At 38.8% G+C, this 22,557-nt stretch carries 19 protein-coding genes; 14 read left to right on the top strand and 5 right to left on the bottom strand.

Annotated features, from left to right (window positions below; all coding sequences use genetic code 11):
• Positions 1-183: 183 nt before the first annotated feature.
• On the bottom strand, positions 184-837 hold the full coding sequence (locus HXN26_RS08000; protein WP_273160427.1) for an HdeD family acid-resistance protein: 654 nt from the start codon (positions 835-837) through the stop codon (positions 184-186).
• 130 nt (positions 838-967) lie between these two features.
• On the opposite strand from HXN26_RS08000, the gene HXN26_RS07995 reads away from it, so the two are divergent.
• A complete protein-coding gene (locus HXN26_RS07995; protein ID WP_273160425.1) occupies positions 968-1,492 on the top strand; it encodes a histidine phosphatase family protein in 525 nt (174 codons plus the stop codon).
• A 303-nt stretch (positions 1,493-1,795) separates the two neighbouring features.
• On the opposite strand, the gene HXN26_RS07990 is transcribed toward HXN26_RS07995, so the two are convergent.
• Positions 1,796-2,668, bottom strand: a complete 873-nt coding sequence (locus HXN26_RS07990; RefSeq protein ID WP_273160423.1) for a hypothetical protein — start codon at positions 2,666-2,668, stop codon at positions 1,796-1,798.
• Positions 2,669-2,960: 292 nt separating this feature from the next.
• Here HXN26_RS07990 and HXN26_RS07985 point away from each other — a divergent pair, with 292 nt between their 5' ends.
• The 10 genes from HXN26_RS07985 (at position 2,961) to HXN26_RS07940 (ending at position 13,747) form a co-directional block, all read left to right on the top strand.
• Entirely contained in the window at positions 2,961-3,686 is a 726-nt protein-coding gene (locus tag HXN26_RS07985; protein WP_273160420.1) for a glycoside hydrolase family 25 protein, read from the top strand.
• Between the two features lie 56 nt (positions 3,687-3,742).
• Entirely contained in the window at positions 3,743-5,023 is a 1,281-nt protein-coding gene (locus HXN26_RS07980; RefSeq protein ID WP_273160418.1) for a zinc ribbon domain-containing protein, read from the top strand.
• 142 nt (positions 5,024-5,165) lie between these two features.
• Entirely contained in the window at positions 5,166-5,711 is a 546-nt protein-coding gene (locus HXN26_RS07975; protein ID WP_025001674.1) for a 30S ribosomal protein S16, read from the top strand.
• A 568-nt stretch (positions 5,712-6,279) separates the two neighbouring features.
• On the top strand, positions 6,280-7,365 hold the full coding sequence (gene gcvT / locus HXN26_RS07970) for a glycine cleavage system aminomethyltransferase GcvT (RefSeq protein ID WP_273160415.1): 1,086 nt from the start codon (positions 6,280-6,282) through the stop codon (positions 7,363-7,365).
• Between the two features lie 87 nt (positions 7,366-7,452).
• Positions 7,453-7,833 carry a glycine cleavage system protein GcvH gene (gcvH, locus tag HXN26_RS07965; RefSeq protein ID WP_025001612.1) on the top strand — a complete coding sequence of 127 codons (381 nt, stop codon included), beginning with the start codon at positions 7,453-7,455 and terminating at the stop codon, positions 7,831-7,833.
• A 115-nt stretch (positions 7,834-7,948) separates the two neighbouring features.
• Positions 7,949-9,259, top strand: coding sequence for an aminomethyl-transferring glycine dehydrogenase subunit GcvPA (gene gcvPA, locus HXN26_RS07960; protein ID WP_273160411.1), 1,311 nt, complete (start codon positions 7,949-7,951; stop codon positions 9,257-9,259).
• A gap of 50 nt (positions 9,260-9,309) precedes the next feature.
• Complete coding sequence (gene gcvPB / locus HXN26_RS07955) at positions 9,310-10,788, top strand: aminomethyl-transferring glycine dehydrogenase subunit GcvPB (RefSeq protein WP_273160408.1); 1,479 nt, start codon at positions 9,310-9,312, stop codon at positions 10,786-10,788.
• Positions 10,789-10,808: 20 nt separating this feature from the next.
• On the top strand, positions 10,809-12,167 hold the full coding sequence (lpdA, locus tag HXN26_RS07950) for a dihydrolipoyl dehydrogenase (RefSeq protein ID WP_273160406.1): 1,359 nt from the start codon (positions 10,809-10,811) through the stop codon (positions 12,165-12,167).
• A gap of 363 nt (positions 12,168-12,530) precedes the next feature.
• A complete protein-coding gene (locus HXN26_RS07945; protein ID WP_273160404.1) occupies positions 12,531-13,136 on the top strand; it encodes a riboflavin synthase in 606 nt (201 codons plus the stop codon).
• A gap of 149 nt (positions 13,137-13,285) precedes the next feature.
• Positions 13,286-13,747: an energy transducer TonB gene (locus HXN26_RS07940; protein WP_234397555.1), complete on the top strand. Its 462-nt coding sequence runs from the start codon at positions 13,286-13,288 to the stop codon at positions 13,745-13,747.
• Between the two features lie 332 nt (positions 13,748-14,079).
• Here the strand turns inward: HXN26_RS07940 and HXN26_RS07935 are convergent, their stop codons facing one another.
• From HXN26_RS07935 to HXN26_RS07925, 3 genes are read right to left on the bottom strand one after another with little or no spacing between them, the layout of a single operon-like run.
• On the bottom strand, positions 14,080-14,697 hold the full coding sequence (locus HXN26_RS07935; RefSeq protein WP_273160400.1) for a TetR/AcrR family transcriptional regulator: 618 nt from the start codon (positions 14,695-14,697) through the stop codon (positions 14,080-14,082).
• 42 nt (positions 14,698-14,739) lie between these two features.
• Positions 14,740-15,981 (bottom strand): NHL repeat-containing protein, encoded by a 1,242-nt coding sequence (locus HXN26_RS07930; protein WP_273160398.1) that lies wholly within the window; start codon positions 15,979-15,981, stop codon positions 14,740-14,742.
• Between the two features lie 23 nt (positions 15,982-16,004).
• On the bottom strand, positions 16,005-18,407 hold the full coding sequence (locus HXN26_RS07925) for a TonB-dependent receptor (protein WP_420541274.1): 2,403 nt from the start codon (positions 18,405-18,407) through the stop codon (positions 16,005-16,007).
• Positions 18,408-19,071: 664 nt separating this feature from the next.
• On the opposite strand from HXN26_RS07925, the gene aspS reads away from it, so the two are divergent.
• From aspS to HXN26_RS07910, 3 genes are all read left to right on the top strand, one after another.
• On the top strand, positions 19,072-20,832 hold the full coding sequence (gene aspS, locus HXN26_RS07920) for an aspartate--tRNA ligase (protein ID WP_273160394.1): 1,761 nt from the start codon (positions 19,072-19,074) through the stop codon (positions 20,830-20,832).
• Between the two features lie 171 nt (positions 20,833-21,003).
• Positions 21,004-21,285: a winged helix-turn-helix domain-containing protein gene (locus HXN26_RS07915; RefSeq protein WP_273160392.1), complete on the top strand. Its 282-nt coding sequence runs from the start codon at positions 21,004-21,006 to the stop codon at positions 21,283-21,285.
• A 219-nt stretch (positions 21,286-21,504) separates the two neighbouring features.
• Positions 21,505-22,404, top strand: a complete 900-nt coding sequence (locus tag HXN26_RS07910) for an IS982 family transposase (RefSeq protein WP_273160388.1) — start codon at positions 21,505-21,507, stop codon at positions 22,402-22,404.
• The last annotated feature ends 153 nt before the right edge of the window (positions 22,405-22,557 follow it).

Here is a 22,557-nt window from a genome sequence, read left to right as displayed (position 1 = left end):
TACAGGATAATATACTATGAATCAGGATAATATTAGGTTTTTAAGGGAGGACTAAATAGTATTGTTAAGTTCTTATAAAACGTACACTTGTTGAGGATACTTTTAATTACTCAACAAGAATTTTTTCATTTATTGGTTCCTGTTTATGATGCTAATGTGGAGGTAAATTGAGCGGTATCAAGCTTATTCTTCTAGAATTTCAGCATCTTCAATTTTATCGTTAGAAGGTATTTTTACGCCATTTACTACTGTTTTATTTACAATTTTTTCATATGCTCGCTTCATTTGACTTATCTTGATTGTGTTAATCAATTCTACTATACCATAGAACATTAGACACCATCCAATAATCTTAAATGGTAGGGTTGCTGCTTCCATTGGCTGAGCAATGATATAGATACCAATGCATAAAGTTACCATAGGAAAAAACCAAAATAGAAGAGGTACTCGAGCAAACTGACGTGAACTTGCAAGATTCATAAATTGATTGATAGCTCCTAATATAAGGAATGCTGCAAAAATATAAACTATCCAGGTTATAAATTCGCCTGGCATTACTGTTAATATGATACCTAATACTGCACAACCAATACCTACAATGGGGAAAAATGGGCGGTTTGTTTTTACATTATTATTTTCCTCAACTATTGGTTGGGTCTTGTCTACTTTTTCCTTTTCAAAATAATATACAATAGAAGAGATAGTTCCTGAAATAAAGAAAAGTATTCCTGCAGCAATTGTTATCCAAGTCATAGTTTCTGCTCTGTATTTTACTAATAATGCACCAATAACTATTGCTACTATCGCCCGAATAATAGAACTTTGAATTAATCTCATAGCTTTTTACATTAAATTTAATAAAGACCACTTTGGTCGTTTATTATTTTGCAAATATACGAAATTATTCGAAGTTTATAGTCTAACTATCAATTTTTTCTTATTTTTGCAAGATAAATAAATTTAAAATATGACAATAGTTTATTTGATTCGTCATGGAGAGACAATTGATAATGCAAAACACATTATTCAAGGACAAACGCATGGGAAACTTAATGAGAATGGTATCCAACAGGCAAAAGAACTTGGACAACGGCTTGTAGATGTGCATTTTGATGCTTATGTTTCAAGTGACCTATATCGAAGTGTTGAAACTTGTCAAGAAATAGTTGGCATTGGAAATCACGCAAAAATTATTACTACAAAACTATTACGTGAACGTAATTGGGGTAGTTTTACAGGTATGTTTATTCCAGAACTTTCAAATTTGAATGATCCTACAAAATGGCCTGACGATATTGAAACTTTAGAAGAATTAAAACTACGAGCTAGTACATTCTTGCAGTGGATTAAGAATGAATATCCCAATAAGGTTGTCTTAGTTGTTGGACATGGTATTATAAATAAGGCAGTGCAAAGTGTTTTTTATGGTAGGCCAATGAATGAAATTAATGTTATGAAAAATGCTGATGTTCGAATATTGCATATTGAATAATTAATTCACATTGATACAAGGCTTTAAATTATTAGATAAGAGATTTTTTTGTTATTACATATAGTCAATTATTTTTTTATTAGTGTAATACATTTTTATATCATAAATCTGATGTATAAATTGATTAAAAAAAAGGAACTCCATATCACATGGAATTCCTTCGTTCAAAAAATTACTCTCTAAATAATCTTTTGTAATGCGACTAAAACTTTTCCTTTGTCGCTAAAAATATTACTACCTATCAATTATTTATATTATCTTTTATATATGGGGTTATAGCCAAGTGGCAAGGCCTTTTATCTTTTATCTATGACCTCCAAATCGTGAGTTTCCATTGAAAGAACTTCCAAATCCTCTGTTTGGCACACTGAAAGTTCGATCGTTACCTCTTGAGGGAGTTATAGATCTATTTGGAGCAGGACGAATAGATGTTCCTCCAAAGTTACGGCTATCTCCGAATGTGCTTATACCAGTATCGTTGCTAAATCTGCTAGCACCACGTGATACAGTTGTTCGCGTAGAACTTCTTCTTGGTGTATTATCGAATCCATTGTTTCTGTTACCACCAAAATTTCTTTCTTGTTGGTTCCCAAAACTCCTCGCTCTATCAGTTTGTGGAGTTCCATTATTAGCATATTGGTAAGTTCTACTATAATCTCCACGTTGATAGCTATCTCGCATTCCTAAATATCGTCCTCTATCGTTATAGTTTACATATTTACGTCCATTATACCAGCTGCGTTCTCCATTCATTCGCCAGCTATGACCTCCTCTATAAAGAGCGTAGAAACGTGGCTTCCCGAAATAATAATAGTCACGACGTGGGTATCTTGCATAGATACTAAGATGCCAATACCCAGCGTCCCACCATAAAGGACGATAAAAATATGAAGCCTCAACAAATGAACGATACTGCCAGTCAAGCAGTATATAGCTTAAATCAAGGTTTCTATGTGTCCAATATTCACTATAAAGATCATCCGTTGAATTTATGCTCATCAGATAGTCTAAGTTCACTTCGAATGCTGCTTCGTATTGTTCTTCTGTCAGATTCAACTCGTAAGCCATCTTGTCTGTTAAGAACAGCGCTTGTGAGCGAGCGTGCTCATAGCTCATTGAATATGCCGAACTAGCTATTGTGAGTAGTGCCATAATGGCAATTATATATTTCTTCATATTCTCTCCCTTTCTTTTCGTAGTTACATAGCGTGGCAATGCCTATGTTTCGATAGTGCAAAGGAACATATTTTCTTTTACCAGTAAAAAGGATTTTCCCTAATAAGGGGAGGATTTTCCCTAAATTAATGTTTTAGATAGTGTAAGTATTATTAAATAGCTCTCAAAATCGGATAAATATAGTTGATTTTATAGCTGGTAACTTGCAAAATAATACTAAAATAATCAGTAATCGATTAATAAAGTTAGATAGACCTTTCGCAAATCAATTATATGTCGTATCTTTGCAGTTATGAGTAAAATAAGATATGTACTTGTTGTCTTCTGTATGTTTTCGTTTTTAGGAGTGAAGGCACAATATAATATACAATGTGAAGATACATGCGATCATGTTCACGGCCTTGATATGAGTCATTATCAAGGTGATGTTTGGTGGGAAACTGTAGCAACCAATAGTAATCACAAGCTGAATTATGTTTATTTGAAAGCCACCGAAGGAAGTTCTCTTATAGACAAGCGATATTATGAAAATATACAAGCTGCAAAGCGTAATGGGATGAACGTAGGTTCTTATCATTTTTATCGACCTACTGTGCCACAGATAGAACAATTGCAGAATTTTCGAGCTCAGTGTAGACCCCAAGATCAAGATTTAATACCTATGGTTGATATAGAAACAACTGGCGGATTGAGCGACTATGCATTGCAGGATAGCTTGTTGAAATTCTTAGATTTAATGACAAAGGAGTATGGCGTCAGACCTTTGGTTTATACGTATACTAATTTTTATAATCGATATCTTATAGGTTCACTCACTGGTTATAAACTTTTTATAGCACAATATACAGCTCGTGAGCCTGTACTTAACGATGGACGCGATATATTTGCGTGGCAATATACTGGTAAAGGTTACATTAATGGAGTCCGTGGGTATGTGGACAAAAGTCGTTTAATGGGCCGACATAGTATGCGAGAGATTCGTTTCCCTCGACGCAAAACAAATATATGCTATTATTAGCGGAGTTAATAACCCGAAAAATTTGACTTACTAACTATATTTTAAAATTAAAAGCAATGATTATTAAATGTCCGGAATGTGGGCATCAAGTTAGCGATAAAGCTCCGGTTTGTCCAAGTTGTGGAGTAGAAATAGCGGGACACCTTGTAAAGTGTTTCAATTGTGGGGACATATACTTAAAAGAAGATGCTGTATGTCCAAATTGCCACCATTCAGAATCGATAATTAACGATGAGCATATAGAAAATGTTATAACGGATTTAATAGAAGAATCTGAGGAAAAACAACAGGCTGAAACAGAGTCGGTATATAGTGAATTTGAAGAGGTTATAGTTCCTGCTGAAATTGAACCTGTTACTGAGAAAGAATACCCCCAAGTTCTACCTGTTCAAGAAACAATAGCAAAGGAGCAGGAAGCTTCACCCATTGAAGAAAATGAAGTTTATAGTAAGGTACAATCTACAACAAAAAACAATCATACTGCTCTTTTCGTTTCTTTGTTAATTGCACTTATTATATGTGCAGTGCTTTTATTCTTTTATAAAAGAGGAAATGAGAACCATGAAGCAGAAGAATATAAAATAGCGCTGAAGAGTAATAATAAACAAGTATTGGAACAATATTTAGCTGATTATCCAACTGCTCCATTAGAACATGTTGATAATGTGAAAAATCTTCTGGTACAGACTAAACAGAAACGCGATGAATGGGGAAATGTAGTCAAGCAAAATACCACAGAAGCATATAAAGCATATCTTGAGGCACATCCGGATACACCGCATAAAGCTGAAATTCAGAAAAAAGTAGAAGAAGAATATTGGGAAAATGTAGTACGTTTGAATACAGAAGCTGCTTATCTTGGTTATAGAGAAAAATACCCCAATGGAGCTCATACCAAAGAAGCTGATGAGAAGTTAAAGGTAATGCTTGATAATACATCTACTCCAGGCGAAGAAAAAAAGGCTGTTGCTATAGTCCGTCAGTTCCTACAAGGCATTAATAGTAAAAGTACTTCAAAGATTCAAGAAGTAGTTGCTTCTTCATTTAACTTCTTAGGATCTGGGGGTGCGACTACTGCAGATGTTGCAAAATATATGCGTGAAAGACTCTATCAAGCAGATGTTAAGAACATAATGTGGCATCTTGGAACAGCTACTAGTGCAACAACTGACAAGTTGGAAGATGGTTCAATCAAACAAACAGTTACAATTCCTGCTCGTTTAGAAATAGAAAGAGTAGGAGGGAAAGGTTCCAACAAATATACAATTAAGGCCCAAATGCAAAATGGGAAGATAACCTCTATTAATTGGGTATCACAGACAAAGACTAAAAAATAAAAAGTTATACAGCAAAAGATAAAATATTTAATATAATTATCAGATTGTTTGGTAGATAGAAAAGAAAGATGTAAATTTGCACCCGCTATTACGAGATAATGGCATTAAATTCAAACCTAATTAAAAGAATAAAAAACAAATTATGGCAACAAGAATCAGATTGCAACGCGGAGGTCGTAAAGGCTATGCCGTTTACAGAATTGTAATTACAGACGTTCGTGCACCACGTGATGGTAAATTTACTGAGAAGATTGGTACTTATAATCCAAATACCAATCCTGCCACAGTAGATTTGAATTTCGATCGTGCCCTTTATTGGGTAGAAGTTGGCGCACAGCCAACAGATACAGTTCGTAACTTGCTTAAAGGTGAAGGCGTTTATATGATGAAGCACCTCCGTGGCGGTGTTAAGAAAGGCGCATTCGATGAAGCTACATGTCAGCAAAAATTTGATGCATGGAAGAAAGAAAAGGATTCCTCAAAAGAAGCATTAGAGAAGAAGGCTGCTGATGAGAAGAAAGCTTATGTAGCAAAAAATCTTGAAGAAGAAAAGAAAGCTAATGAAGCTATTGCTAAGAGGGTAGCTGATAAGAAGGCTGCTGCAAAGGCAGAAGAAGAAGCTGCAAAGGCAACTGAAGCAGAAGCTCCAGCAGAAGTAACAGAAACAGAAGCACCTGCAGAAGCTTAAATACTTCTTTTATAGAAATATAAAAGACTGCAAATCTTAAAATAGATTTGCAGTCTTTTTTTATGTATATATAAGTAGCCAAAACCTGTCTTTAATTTTGTTTCAATGTTTAAATAGTGAATGATAAATTGGAAGTGTGAAGTTGTAAAAAGTAGAATAATTACCTATTGAATATGACAAGATCAATTTATACTAATTAGCAAATTTAAATCATTTAATGCTGAGGGTGTTTTCTCATTTGTTCAAAGAGTAAAATGGTGTAAATCAGGAGTTAAACACATATGAAGAAAACGATAATAATATTTCACCAAAATTATAATTATAATTTCTGAAATTTGTAATTACGTTTTTTTATTTTGTAATTATATTTTTCAGACGATTATCTTCTATCAAACTTGCATAAATTAAAAGCTATATTTTTTCTTTTAAAATCTTTGTGTCTTCAAAAAAACTTTATTATATTTGCATCGCAAGAAAAAAAGGGAGAATCCCGACCTAATCATATAATAGCTGAACCAATGATAAAATATTAAAGGACAGCATAATAAATATAAATTCTAAAGCAATTATGGAGAACAAAAGAACATGCCTTTATGACAAGCATGTGGCATTAGGTGCATTGATTTCACCATTTGGTGGTTTCGATATGCCAATTCAGTATTCAAGTATTATCGAAGAACACAATGCTGTAAGAAAGCATTGTGGTGTTTTTGATGTGTCTCATATGGGCGAACTTGTTGTTTCGGGTAATGAGGCAGAAAAATTTGTTAACTATATTTTTACAAACGACGTTACAGGTTTAGCTGTAGGCAAAGTGCTTTATGGTATGTTCTGTATGGAAGATGGTGGTGTAGTTGACGACACTTGCATATGCAAGGTAGGTGAGAACGAATTTATTTTAACCGTAAACGCTGCTAACATTGAGAAAGACTATGAATGGATAAAGAAACATACTGATGGTTTCGATATTCAACTCATCAATGATAGTGAGAAATATGGACAGCTTGCTATTCAAGGCCCAGCAGCAGAAAAGATCATTCAGAATGACCTCGGTATTGCTTGCTCTGATCTGAAGTTTTATGAAGTGAAGAAAGCACAGCATGAAGGAGAAGATATCATCATCTCTCGTACAGGTTATACTGGTGAAGATGGTTTTGAGCTTTATGGCTCTCCAGCATATATTGTTAAAATGTGGGACAAGTTAATGGCTGCTGGAGCTACTCCTTGTGGTCTTGGTTGTCGCGATACTTTACGTTTTGAAGCAGGTATGCCTCTTTATGGACACGAACTTTCTGAGACAATTACCCCTGTAATGGCTGGACTGTCAATGTTTGTAAAGTTTGACAAAGAGAAGTTCCTTGGTAAAGAAGCATTATTAAAACAAAAGACTGAAGGTGTAACAAAGCGTCTTCGTGGTTTATGGTTGGACGATAATGCAATTCCACGTAACGGCTATAAGGTATTTAAAGATGGTAAGGAAATAGGAGAAATAACAACAGGTTATAAGCTTATCTCGGTTGAAAAAAGCTGTGCTGTTGCATTGGTTGATGCTGATATTAAAATGGAAGATCGTGTAGAAGTGCAGATACGTAAGAAATTTTTCCCTGCAACCGTAGGAAAGAAAAAATTCTACGATCCACACTACGTTAAGTAAAATCCACAAGGTGTAAATGACTAACTTAGTAACAAGTACACCTTTATATATAATAAGAATAAAAATTAATACAAAGACAAATATAAAATGGCAAAAGTAATTGAAGGACTCTACTATGCAGAGTCACATGAGTATGTAAAAGTTGAAGGTGATGTAGCTTACATTGGAATTACCGACTATGCACAACACGCACTTGGCAACGTTGTTTACGTTGATATGCCTGAGGCTGATGATGAGTTTGAAGCAGAAGAAGGTTTTGGTGCAGTAGAAAGTGTAAAGGCTGCTTCAGATCTCAATGCTCCTGTTTCTTGCAAAGTATTGGAAGTAAACGAAGCACTTGAAGACCAACCTGAGCTTATAAATCAAGATCCATATGCAAACTGGATTCTTAAAGTAGAACTTACAAACAAATCTGAACTTGATGACCTCATGGATGCAAAGAGTTACGAAGAGTTCTGCACAAAATAGTTTATAAATAAGCATTCTATATTAAGTTTATAGCTGTTTTCCTTCTAAAAGTAGACATTGCAGAAGAAAAGCAGCTATTTCTTTTATAAAAGCTAACAGATTAAATACTAGAAACATGAATTTTAAATTCTTTCCACATACTGAAGAAGACATACAAGTAATGCTCAATAAGGTAGGTGTAAAAACCATTCAGGACCTTTTCGCAGGAATTCCTGAAGCATTACGTTTTAAGGGAGAATACGATATTCCAGAAGCAAAGAGTGAAATAGAGATTAGAAACTTCTTTAAGAAGTTGGCAGATAAGAATCAACAATTAACTTGTTTTGCAGGTGCTGGTGTGTACGATCATTATACACCAAGTGCAGTACCGCAGATCGTAGGTCGTTCTGAATACCTAACTTCATATACTCCTTACCAAGCAGAAATTTCTCAAGGTACTTTACACTATATCTTTGAATTCCAAAGTATGATAGCAGAGCTTACAAATATGGATGTTGCTAATGCATCAATGTATGATGGTTCTACTGCTACAGCTGAAGCAATGATGGTGGCGGCTGTTCAATCAAATAAGCGTAAAACTATTTTATATTCTGAAACAATTAATCCACAGATTATTGAAGTTCTCAGAACGTATGCTCATTTCAATGGTGTTAACCTTGTTTCTGTTGCAAATGAAAATGGTGTAACTTCTAAGCATGACTTAGAAGCTAAAATATCTGAAGGAGATGTAGCAGGTGTTATAGTCCAGCAACCAAACTATTATGGTATTGCTGAAGACTTTACTGGTTTTGCAGACATCTGTCACGATAACAAGGCATTGTTCATCGTTAACAGTGTTGCAGCTGACCTTTCTATTCTCAAAACTCCAGGTGAATGGGGAGCAGACTTTGCTGTAGGTGATGTACAGAGTCTTGGATTGCCTATGGCGTTTGGTGGACCTTATGCTGGTTATATGAGTTGTACTCAGAAAATGATGCGTAAGATGCCAGGACGTATTGTAGGACAGACAAAAGATTCACGAGGACAACGTGTTTTTGTCCTCACTTTACAAGCTCGTGAACAACATATTCGTCGCCAAAAAGCAACCTCAAATATTTGTTCTAACCAAAGCTTAATGGCACTTTATTCCACTATTTATATGTCAATGATGGGTAAACAAGGTGTTAAGGAGGCTGCAAAGATAAGTTTTGATGGCGCTCATTATCTCTGTGATAAAATGGTGGCTACAGGTAAAGCACAATTGGTTTATAATCAACCATTCTTCAATGAATTCTTAGTAAAAGTTGAAAAACGTGATGCTTTCTACGATAAAGCAATTGAAAAGGGAATCCTACCAGGTGTAAAAGTTGGTGAGGATAAACTCCTTGTTGCAGTAACGGAGAAGCGTACGAAAGAAGAGATGGAAGCACTTGTTTCTCTCCTCTAATCTAATTAACTTTAAGCAAAGTTTTTATAAACACTTAAATTATTGAAGAAATGAATAACAGATTATATGGCAATTTAATATTTGAGCTTTCTCAACCAGGTTCTAAAGCTTATAGCCTACCTAAAAACGAATTTGGAAATTACGATTTTCCAAGCAATTTGAAACGTGAAATAGATGCTGAACTTCCTGAGTGTGATGAACTCACTGTTGTGCGCCACTATACAAACCATAGTGGAAACAACTTCGGAGTAGATAATGGTTTCTATCCCTTGGGTTCATGTACAATGAAATATAACCCCACTATTAATGAAGAAATTGCTGCAATGCCTGGTTTTACAGGTATTCACCCGATGCAACCTATAAGTTCTGTCCAAGGAGCTTTAGAGGTAAATTATGGATTGGCAAATGTTCTTTCAAGCATTTCTGGTCTTGATGATTTCACTGTAAATCCATTTGCAGGTGCACAAGGTGAGCTTACAGGTCTTATGATAATCCGCTCTTACCATGAGAAACGTGGTGATATGAAGCGTAAGAAGATAATTATTCCTGATTCTGCACATGGTACAAACCCTGCTTCGGCAGCTGTATGTGGCCTTGACGTTGTTGAAGTAAAGAGTACAGCTGATGGTTTAGTAGATGTTGAAGACTTGAAACCATTACTCGGTGATGATATAGCAGGTATGATGATGACCAATCCTAATACACTTGGCTTATTTGAAAAGAATATCCCAGAGATTGCCAAATTGGTTCATGATTGTGGAGGATTGATGTATTACGATGGAGCTAATCTTAACCCACTATTGGGAATTGCTCGTCCTGGAGATATGGGATTCGACGTAATGCATATCAATATTCACAAAACGTTCTCTACTCCTCATGGAGGTGGTGGTCCTGGTGGTGGTCCTGTAGGTGTAAGGTCAGAACTTATTGAATTTTTACCAAAACCGCATGTTGTAAAATCTAATGATGGTTTCAGTGTAGATTTACCAGAAATAACAAATGAATACAACCTTAACAACATGCATGTTGGTCAATTTATGGGTAACTTCCTTGTGTCTTTGCGTGCTTACACATACATTTTGACACTGGGCAAAGAAAACATGAAAATGGTTGGTTCTTATGCTACACTCAATGCAAATTATATCAAAGAATGTTTGAAAGATGACTACGAATTGGCAATTGAGGGTATTTGTATGCACGAATTTATTTTCGATGGACTCAAAGATAAGAGTACAGGTGTAACTACTATGGATGTTGCTAAACGTTTACTTGATTATGGATACCATGCTCCTACCATCTATTTCCCATTGCTTTTTCCTGAAGCAATGATGATTGAGCCTACTGAAAATGAAAGTAAGAAGACACTCGATGGCTTCATTGATGTTATGCATACAATTGCACGTGAAGCTCGCGAAACTCCGCAAGAAGTTTTAGAAGCACCACACAATACGCCTATTGGACGCGTTGATGATGTGCTGGCTGCGAAAGAGCCAATCCTTAACTACCGTCAGGCAATGATGAAACAGTAATCTTATAGAGATTTTATATTATGGAAAAGACTGATTTAATTATAATCGGTGCTGGACCTGGAGGCTATCATACAGCCGTGCATGCGGCAAAAGATGGCCTCAAGGTTACCATCATCGAGAAACGAAATCCAGGAGGTACGTGTCTGAACGAGGGTTGTATACCGACGAAGAGCTTTGCTCACGATGCCGACCTCTATCGTAACCCTCTGTTGTCTTGCGTGGGTGGCGGCAGTGTTAATTTCGCTCGCATACAAGAACGTAAGAACAATGTTATCGCTCAACTTCGTGAAGGCGTAAAGGGTTTGATGTTGATGCCAGGCATCACTTATATAGAAGGTGAAGCAAAGTTTGTGGATAAGAAAGTAATCGAAGTGAACGGCACACAGATGACAGCCGATAATATTATTATCGCCACAGGTTCGCACGCTCGTCTGCTTCCATTTATTCCTGCCTTCAATACCCCTGAAGGTGAGCCGTTGAAAGACAAGGTTATGACTTCTACTGAGTTGCTCGATATAGACCACGTGCCACAGACAATGGCAATCATTGGTGCGGGTGTTATCGGACTTGAATTGGCTTCTGCTTTTGAAACCTTCGGCAGTTCGGTTACAGTTATCGAGTTCTTGAAAGAATGTTTGCCTACTATCGACTCTGATATTGCAAAGCGTTTGCGCAAGACATTAGAAAAACGTGGCATCAATTTCAATATGAATAGCGGTGTGAAGAGCATCGTTGCCACCGATGACAAGAAGCAAGCGATTGTTACTTTTGAACAAAAGGGACAAGAAAAGCAAGTGGTTGCCGATGTTGTGCTTGTTGCAACAGGACGTGTTGCCAACGTTGAAGGACTCGGACTCGAAACTGCAGGCATTAACTGCGCTAAGCAAGGCATTGAAACCAACGAGCATTACGAAACCAATGTTCCCGGTGTTTATGCCGTTGGCGATGTTAATGGTAAGCAGATGCTTGCCCATGCTGCAAGTTTCCAAGGCACACACGTTATTAATCGCATACTTGGAAAAGAGGATAAGATACGCTTCGACATTATGCCAGCGGCAGTATTTACCTATCCTGAAGCAGGTTCGGTAGGATTGTCGGAAGATGTTTGCAAGAAAGAGGGCATAAGCTACACCGTCAAGAAAGGCTTCTACCGCTCTAATGGTAAGGCATTGGCAATGGAAGAAACCGAAGGTATGGTGAAGGTAATGGCAGACGAGAATGGAAAAATACTTGGTTGCCACGTCTTTGGTGCCCACTCTGCTGACATCACGCAAGAGGTAGCTGTTCTTATGAACAACGATGCAACGCTTGCCGACCTTGCCGATATGATTCATATACACCCAACCATTGGCGAGGTGCTTTATGAAACAATAATTTAGTGCAAATATTTGGTACATTGAAAAAAAGTACTACCTTTGTACTTAGAAAGGAAAAGCTATAGTCGTATCGATTCGATTGGGATAGTCATCAAATAAATCTGAAAACCGAGAAGACTTCTCTTGACAATGGCGGGCCACATAAAACGCATTTCAGCGACTAAACCTTCGGGTCGGTGGATTACAAAAGCAGAGAGCTCTCTTATCATAGATACTCGGACTTTTCATCACATCATCGATGCGGCTTTCTCAAATCCTCTCAAGACGAGGACTACAAAAAGGTGGAGTTCCAAAGGAGTTCCACCTTCTTTTTTGTAAGTAAAGGCATTCCTGCAAGTTTAATAAAGTTTTTAATAAAAAGGAATTATGTTCTCTGGAATTGTAGAAGAAATGGCACAAGTAGTTGCCATTGAACGTTATCAAGAAAATATAGACTTTGTTTTAAATTGTTCGTTTACAAGCGAATTGAAGATAGACCAAAGCATTGCACACAATGGCGTGTGCCTCACGGTAGTTCGTCTGCAAGGCGAAACCTATACCGTAACCGCTATGAAGGAAACTTTGGACAGGTCGAACCTTGGTTTGCTGAAAGTAGGCGACCGTGTAAACTTAGAACGCTCTATGCTGATGAATGGTCGTTTAGACGGTCATATCGTTCAAGGACACGTAGATGAAACTGCCCGTTGCGTTGCTATGGAAAATGCAAATGGCAGTACCTATTTCACCTTTGAGTACAAAGACGATGTGGAAATGGCACAGCGAGGCTACTTTACAGTGGATAAAGGCTCGGTTACAGTCAATGGCGTATCACTGACAGTGTGCGAACCTACTGCCAATACCTTCAAAGTGGCAATTATTCCTTACACGCTTGAAAATACAAACTTTGCCGATATACAAGTAGGCTCGGTTGTAAACCTCGAGTTCGACATACTTGGCAAGTATATAGCAAGGCTCAATAGCTTGTCAAAGTAGACATTTCGTAAAAGAAAAAACCTATGTCCTGAAATCCGAAATATAGTTTTTTATATACAAATTATGTATTCTTATAAGGTTGTTGTACCTTTGTTTTATGTATAACTAATTTGATTAGATTAATGAAATGTAATTTTTATTTAAAGAGAATGAGACAGCTCGCATTTATAGTGTTGTTTAGCAGTCTCCCATTAGTATCCGTGGCACAAACGTCTTCACCCAAGAAAGGAAAATGCAAGGGGTGTGTAACGCAGTCATGCACATCTTCCTGCAAAAAAACTTGCGAGAAAAAGGAACAATGCGATACTTCTCTCCCCTCACCTTCAACCTTTACGAACAATGTTATAGCATGGATTGATCGGCGAGTGAAATACCCTGTGGAGGCAGCAATGAATGGCCTTCAGGGTAAAGTGATGGTCCGTTTCGATGTAGAAACCGACGGAACTGTGAGCAACGTATTGGTCGCTCATAGCGTAGACCCTCTGTTGGACCGTGAGGCTATTCGTGTTATTAGTGAGATGCCCAAGTGGAAACCGGCTGTTGTAGATGGGAAAGCTGTGAAGAAAGAAATGATTTTGCCTGTTGAATTCAGACTGATTGACAGGAGATAGACAGTGCTGTAGGAACTGCTATCGGGTAAGTCGGCAGATAAAAGGATGTGCAAATATTTTTTCACACGGTATATCTTGCCTAACATCCTTGTTATTAACGTATTATAACACCTATTGTTTTGCATTCCAAAAGCGGCTGTTTTGCAAGGTAAAAGCGTATGTATTACCGTGCAAAACAGCCGCTTTCGCAATGCCAAATCGAAATTATCATTTTTAGATAGAAATGTCTTTACAAGTTAAAGGCGTTTTTCCTTCTTTATTTCTCTTGCGTGTTGTTCTATCAGCAGAGTTTCAAGACTTGCCCAAAAGGTTTCCGTAGTATTCATTTATTTTTATTCAATACCCATCAGTTCGCGCCAGCCGCCAAAGGTGAAATGTATATAGTCGGTAATGATTTGGTTTATTTCAGTCTCGCTTAGGTTGTCGTGGGTAACGATATATCTAATTACACCTGCCCACAAATCACAGAGAATGCGAGTGAAGTGTGGCGATATATCCGAATTGATATGTGGAAACAGGCTTTTTATACGGGCGAGATAAGTTATTCCGTCGGTATATGTCGCTTCCAATAGTTGGTCGAAATAGTTCTCCAACGATGTGCCGGCAGTTTCGAATATAAGTAAACGCAACTCTTTCCGAAAGGGAACAATCAGCGATGCCACCTGTTCGCGCATCATCTCATAGTAGAATTCATGGTGAAAAATGTCGAGCGTTATATATTCTTCGCCGCCAGTTTTACTGCGATAATCCTTGAAAGCCTTGAAAAGAGGAGCAAGGACAGCCTTCAGTAAGTCGTCCTTGCCCTTATAATAATTATATACATTGCCTACTGCTACTCCAGCTTTGTCGGCAATAGTCTTTATGGACGTATGCTTCACACCGTTCTTCATAAACTCGTTGCTTGCAACGATGAGTATCCGGTTGCGTATCTCGTCTTTCTGTATTTGCATAGACAAGTAGCTTTTAGTAAATAGTAGGCACGATAGATTGTCTTATTCTGCAAAGCTATGGAAGAAGCTTGGATTTCCTTTTACCTGCATAATTGGTCCTGCTACCTTCATTGTTGCAGGGTCGTAGGTATAGAAGCCATTAGCCTTCTTGTTGGAACTGCCGAATACAATCAAGTTTCTGTGTTTGCCAATAGCGATGCCTTGTGGGTTGGAAATCTCCATTCCTTCGATAGTACTCATTGTCTTTTGTTTCAAATCAACTACAACAGGTATATTGGTAAAGCTTACATAAGGATTTTCAAGACCCTTTGAATCGAGGGCAAACGAATTGACATAGGTGTAGACCTTTCCGTTACCTGCGTAGTAGAATGTAGAGAAGAAGTCGGCAAACTTCGTTGGCAGTCCTGCTACTTCTACTTGGTCGAGGCGTATGCAATAGTCGGGGTCTATCTCGGTAGTTCCGTTCTTGATACGTGCAATACCGCCATGGAATTGTGGGATAAAGCCGAACGAACCTATACAGTTAATATAGATGTCGTTGTTTTCGTCTATAAAGATAGAGCCTGGGTCGATGGGGCGGGTGGCAAAGCTCATTTCCAACGAAGTATTGACGATGTGTTTCTCCACTTTATCGGTCTTTGTGTCTATTACTGCAAGCTCTATATTGTTGCGTGTCGGCATGTATTGAGCGTTCATTTGGTTGAGACCGACGAAGAGTTTTCCATCTCTTATGACCATAGCTGCAGGTGAAACATTTGTGTCTGCTTGCTTAAGACCATTCAAATCAATCTCCGCAATACGGGTCATAGTGGTAGGATTGAATACTACTATGCTGCCTAAACCCTGCAAACTGACGTATGCTTTCTCGCTATTCAGTTCAGTTACGCAGCATGCCGCTGCCTTTGGTGGTATCTGTAGTGCGCCTTTCTTGTGCCATTTGTTGTCGGAATATATTCTATAACGTGTAATTTCAGCTTTCGTATTGCCCATATAGTCAGGCAAAACATAGATATTTCCCGATTTTGCAACTATCGGAGCGGTACCGAATCCCACAGGAATACCATTGCTGTTGTCGTAGTTTCCTGCCACCATATCGGGGAGACTCTGCATGTAAACGCTGCCACTGTTTCCCTCAGGATTGGTGATACCAGCGGCAAAGATAATTCCCTTGAACGCCTTTCCAGTAGGTTCGTCGGGGTTTGGTGTAGGTTCGTCGTTGTGGCTGCATGAGCTTACGAGTGCCATCATTGCAATGGCGGGAAGGATAAATCTTAAATTTCTCATTGTTTTATATGTTTATTAATTAATTATTTAAATAGGTATCTCACCTTTATTCCTATGTAGCGACCTGGTAACGGGCGGTTTAATTCAGAGACAATACGACGGTCGGTAAGGTTTTTAACCTTGAAAGTAATTGTCCAACGGTCGTTGCAGAGACTGTGTTCTAAGGCTGCGTCCATTGTCATTGAGGTTGGAATTTTGCGTTCTTGGTACTTACTAACCTCAAAATCGTAAAAGTATTGGTGTATATACGAAGCGTCGAAAAGCAGACGTGTGTTCTGTCCGCTGCCACCAAAGAGGTTTTCTTTGTGCAGTTCGACACCGAAGTTGGCAAGCAGATAGGGTACGTTGGGAATGCGCTTGTTGCGTGTAGGGTTCTCTACCTCTGTTCCTGGGATTGTTTTTCGGACGTCGCGAAGGTCTTGGTAGGTTCCGTTTGCGTAGAGATAGAGTAGGGGGCAGATGTCGCCCTTGGCTTCCAACTCTACTCCTTTCGTACGTACACTGCCGAAGTTTCGGTAGCGTGCCATGGTTGGAATCATGTCGGGAGTGAAGCGTATCATATCTTCCAGCTGATTGTAGAAGCCATTCAGTTCTACTTCTATAAGTCCTCCATCTGCCTTTATGTGGCGATAGAGAAGCCCGAGGTTTACTCCTGATGTGCGTTCGGGTCTCAATGCAGGCGAGGCGAGAATCGAATAACCGTTGCCTATGAGTTCTTCGCTTGTCGGAATACGTACTTCCGAATTGAAAGAAGCCTTCAGCATTAAGTCGTTTGTGAATTTAAAGCGCATGGCATTGCTGAATCCAATGTAGTTTTTAGAGGTTTTCACAGGTTGAGGCTCCTTCACAGAGTAGATGTCAATGCTGCGAGAGTGAGATGAAAAGAAGAATTCCTTCAATGTAAAAGCATTCTGAAAGCGTCCGTTGAAGAGTGTTAGGTCGTACGAAAGTCCTATGGTCAGCGTTTTCATCTTGCTTGGGAAGTTGGCACGGAAGCCCAACGACTTGTCCATCAGTGAGTCGTTAGGGTGTAAGGAGTTATGGTCTGCGTAAATGTTAAGGTTCAATGCGTGGTGTATATCAATAGTATAACCCATATTGAGCTTTGCCGTCAGTTCGTTGGAGCGGTTGTTGCCGTCTGACGCAAAGTTGTTTTGCTCGCCTCCAAAAGATGAAACGGGAGGAAGCACCTTGCCGTCCCAGTCGTAGCGATGTTCAGCCTTGTCGCACAATCCATATTTGCCGATGATGTAGCCAGCATTGAAATCGAAGTCCAAACCATCTAAAAAGAAGTTGTTACGTTTCAGTGCCAATGCTGTAACGTAATTGGTTGAATGGTTATAAGCCTCTCGTACGTTAAGGTCAATGCCCTGTATTTCCTGTCGAGTCTTCATGAAAATGAGTTCCCACTTCATCTCGTCGAACCACCATTGGGTAGCTTTTACCGACATACCTCCCATTATCTTGTTGAAACGGTCGTGGTCTCGCTCAACAATACGGCCGTCAAGATTAGCCAAAGTCATTTTATAGTTGTTCTTGGAATACGACACCACACCGCCAACACCGAATTGCAAGCCACTCTTGCGGTTGGTTCGTTTCAGTACGGAAGACACTTGGTGAGAATTGAACGACCCAATTTCGTAAGAAAAATCCAAGTAAATGGGTGGATATTCCTTTGTTACAACATTGACAGCCCCGCCCAATGCCGAACCGCCAAACTTGTAAGGAACGATACCTTTATATACTTCTATGCGTTCAATCATATTTGTAGGAATATCGTTCAGTGCCACGAAGTTGCTGAGTTGCGACATAGGCGTCTCGTCAATGTACATACCCATTCGCTTTCCCTCTAATCCACGAACCGATATACGCGACGCACTTCCCATGCCACCAGTGTTCCGCACCGTAACACCTACGGTACGAGCGAGCACGTCGTTGATATTAGAGGCTGTGCCTTGCAGTTGCCGCTGCCCGATAACAGATATGGGCATGGCAGACTCTCTTAGCTTCCGCATCTCGCTTCGGGTGGTTACTGTTACTTCGTCCAGCACGTTGTCAATCGGCTTCAAGCGTATGTTGCAGCATACGCTGTCGCGCAATGCTATCTCCCGACTTTCTGTTTTATAGCCCAAATATTGAAAGTTCAATCGCACTTGCTGCCGTCCTTGAATATTCAGAATGTAGCGGCCATTGGCATCAGCAACCGTTCCCTTCCCATCTTTTGCTATCGAAACCCCTGCGCCAGCAACAGGCTCGCCAGTCTTGTCGTCGGTAATCTGTCCATATACGATGGCTTTCTGTGCTGAGATTGTCATTGTGCACAGCAGGCAAAGCAATGCCAAGCAAAGCCTCTTGCCATGCAACCGCACGTCAGTTCTCCTTAATACTCCTGCCGATAGTTTCTTCTTGTCTCTTGTCTCTTTCATAATAGAAGTGTGGTAAAAACGAATATTTTTCATAATTGTTCAAAAATAAAGTGCGCTGTCTTTAATTCTGACAGCGCACTTTCTGTATTAGGGCATTGCCCCATAGTTTTATTTCTCTTCCTTTTTGGTATCATTTAAAGTTCTTTTGTATGTAAATATACAATTCGTGTGCAAAGGTAGGGTTAATATTATAAACTGTCAATACCTAAAAATGGGTAAATCTACTTTCTCGTTCATTATTAGGTTCTCCGTCTTGGATAGGCAAATAGGGTATGTTCAAGTATTTTTCATAGTGTAAAACCAAAACTGCTATAAATTATTTACGTGTAAATAAATTATTCTTTACGTGTAAATAATGTTGGAAACAATAGAATTTCTGACTTCTTTTGACGCAAATAGCCTCTTTCTCTCACCATTAAGCCGTTCTGTAAGATGCTTGTCTTGTTGTTGTAATGAATAGAATATGTATAGGTAAGAAACGGTACGAATGCAGCAGGCATTTGGTCTGATTTTGTATATAAACCGTGTGTTGTGTGTCTTGGTATGGAAAAGAAGTTGAGAAATGTAAAGAAAGAAAAAGCAAAATTTTCCTTATTCTGTTTTATTTGTTCTCGTTAAAAGTTTGTACCTTTGCAGAAGTAAACAATAAAAAATAGAGAAGATTATGTATCGGACTAAGACTTGTGGCGAACTTCGCTTAATAGATGCTGGTAAGGAAGTAGTACTTGCGGGCTGGGTTCAGCGCTCACGTAAGATGGGTGGTATGACCTTCGTTGATTTGCGCGACCGTTATGGTATTACACAACTTGTATTTAACGAAGCTGAAGATGCTGGTCTTTGCGATGAAGCTAACAAATTGGGACGCGAATATTGCATTCGCGTGAAAGGTATTGTAAGCGAGCGTCAAAGTAAGAATAACAAGATAGAAACAGGCGATATAGAGATTATCGCTAAGGAACTGACGGTGCTGAGCAGCTCGCTCACTCCTCCATTTACAATAGAAGACAATACAGACGGTGGCGACGACCTCCGAATGAAATACAGATATTTGGACTTGCGACGCCCTGCGGTGCGCAGCAACTTGGAATTGCGCCACAGAATGACAATTCTTATTCGTAACTTCCTTGACAACTTGAACTTCATCGAAGTTGAAACACCTATTCTTATAGGTTCTACTCCTGAGGGAGCACGCGACTTTGTGGTGCCTTCTCGTATGAATCCAGGGCAGTTTTACGCACTTCCGCAAAGTCCGCAGACACTGAAACAGCTGTTGATGGTGGCTGGTTTCGACCGCTATTTCCAGATTGCAAAGTGTTTTCGTGACGAAGACTTGCGTGCCGACCGTCAGCCAGAGTTTACCCAAATCGACTGCGAAATGTCGTATGTAGACCAAGAGGACGTGCTTCAGGTGTTTGAAGATATGGCTCGCTATCTGTTCAAGGAGATTAGGGGAGTGGAACTTCCTGCTAAATTGGAACAGATGACGTGGCACGATGCTATGAAGCGTTATGGTTCTGATAAACCTGATGTGCGTTTCGGAATGGAGTTTGTAGAACTTATGGACGACCTGAAGGGTACGAGCGAGTTCTCTGTATTCAACGAAGCGAATTATATTGGAGGTATCGTGGTGCCAAATTGTGCTGATTATAGTCGTAAGCAGCTGAACGAACTTACCGATTTCGTGAAGCGTCCGCAAGTAGGCGCAAAGGGTTTGGTTTACATCAAGTACGATGAGAACGGCGAAGCAAAGAGCTCTGTCGATAAGTTCTTTACACAAGAGCAGTTGCAAAAGGTGAAGCAAACAACCGGAGCAAACAATGGCGACCTTATTCTGATACTTTCGGGCGAGAATGCCAATAAAACAAGAGTTCAGCTGTGCTCACTTCGTTTAGAGATGGGCAACCGTTTGGGCTTACGCGATAAGAATGTTTTCAAGTGCCTGTGGATTGTAGATTTCCCACTCTTTGAGTGGAGCGATGAGGAGCAACGCCTTATGGCTACCCACCACCCATTCACTATGCCAAACCCAGACGACTTGCATTTGCTTGACGAACACCCAGAGCAAGTAAGAGCATTGGCTTACGATTTTGTATGCAATGGTATCGAAGTCGGTGGCGGTTCTATTCGTATTCACGATACAGAATTGCAGGAAAGAATGTTTGAAGTGCTTGGATTTACGAAGCAACAGGCAGAAGAGCAGTTCGGTTTCTTGATGAATGCTTTCCGTTATGGTGCTCCTCCTCACGCAGGTATTGCGTTTGGACTCGACCGATATGTAAGTATTATGGCAGGACTCGATTCTATCCGCGATGTAATAGCGTTCCCTAAGAACAACAGCGGACGTGATGTGATGCTTGATGCACCATCGGTTATTGCTTCAAAACAACTTGATGAATTACAGATAAGATTAGACTTAAAACCTTGATATATATTGATTTAAATCAATAAAAATTACTTCTTAAGTCATTACAGCTATGAAGTTATTACTTTTTTATTAATAAATTAGTATCATTGCAAAAATTGATGTATATTTGCAGTAAATAATAGCAGTTTGTTATTATTTATTCAATAGTATATTAATGGTGATGAATTAATTATGGTAGAGAAAAAAGAACTTGCTAAAGTAGCAACAAAAAGGACAACGACAAAGAAAGTCAGTGTAAAGAAAGTTGCAGTAAAGGTAGATCTCAGTTCCGAAAATGTAGGTTTTAAGGCTGGTGATGTGTATAATGCACTTGCTGCAGAAGATAAAGGACTTGCTGTTTCTGAAATAGCTAAAGTTGCAAACATCAGTTTAGAGGAAGCATATCTTGGTATAGGTTGGCTTTTGAAAGAAGGTAAAGTAAGTAGTGAAGACGAAAAAATAGTTTTGGCATAATTAAAGAAATTGAAATAATAGGGAGTCTGTATTATGGTATAGACTCCTTTTTTATGTGTTACGAGAAAGATATATTATTATTATCTGAAGCAGGTGAGAAAGGATTATTAGTCTACCTGAGTTCGGTATAAGAAATTCTTCAAAAAAGTTGTAGGAGTGGAATGTTTTTCGTATCTTTATAGTTGATAATCAAAGTATAAACGAAAAATATCCACTCCTATGAATAGTACAAATTTAATAGAAATATTCTGTATTCTTGATGAATTCTGCAAGTTTTTTGCTCCTCAACTCAAAAAACGTCTGTTAGACGAGTCTAGTAAGCATCGCCGAAACCTTCCGTGTGTAATGAGCGATAGTGAAATAATGACTATCCTCATCATGTATCATCAGTCTCATTACATAGATCTCAAAACGTTCTATCTTCATGAGATTTGTGAACATCATCGTTCCGAATTTCCCCATACACTATCCTATAACAGATTTGTCGAGCGTCAGCAAAAGGTAAATATGCTCTTGTTGATATTTCTACAGACATGTGCCCTAGGCAGATGCACAGGCATTTCAATCATAGACTCTACTCCCCTGCGCAGCTGCCACATCAAGCGTATGTACAAGCATAAGACTATGAAAGGCTGGGCTGCCAAGGGCAAGTGTACTATGGGTTGGTTCTATGGATTCAAGCTACATCTTATCATCAATGACAAAGGAGAGATTATACAGTGGATGCTCACACCTGGCAATACTGGTGACAGATACCTATTGAAGGACAAACACTTCACAGAAAAGCTCTTTGGCAAGCTGTATGCGGACAAAGGGTACATTTCACAAAGTCTATTTGAGGAGCTATTTATTGATGATATACATCTGATAACAAAGCTACGAAGGAACATGAAAAATTCTCTGATGCTATTGCAGGATAGAATTAGACTACGAAAAAGGGCTACTATAGAAATGGTCAATGACGAACTCAAGAATGTATGCCACATAGAGCATACAAGACACAGAAGCATTGACAACTTTTTAGCCAATCTTATTGCAGCAATTATTGCTTATAATCTTATGCCAAAAAAGCCAACTATGAATATTGAAATCATTGACAAAAGCAGGCTAATTGCATAAAGCTTATACCGAACTCAGGTATTAGTTTGTAAAATTTCACGCCATATATTCAATACATATAATTCTTTTTTCGGTTCATCCGACATTTCGAGTGATATGGCAGTCATGCAGTGCATAGAGTCTTAGTGTAAAGTACCTCTCATCCCTGAATCC

Origin of the sequence: Prevotella aurantiaca, assembly GCF_015262605.1 — a bacterium.
In the GTDB taxonomy this organism is placed as follows: domain Bacteria; phylum Bacteroidota; class Bacteroidia; order Bacteroidales; family Bacteroidaceae; genus Prevotella; species Prevotella aurantiaca.
Note: the sequence above shows the minus strand (reverse complement) of the source record. Positions and strands in the feature narration are given on the sequence as shown.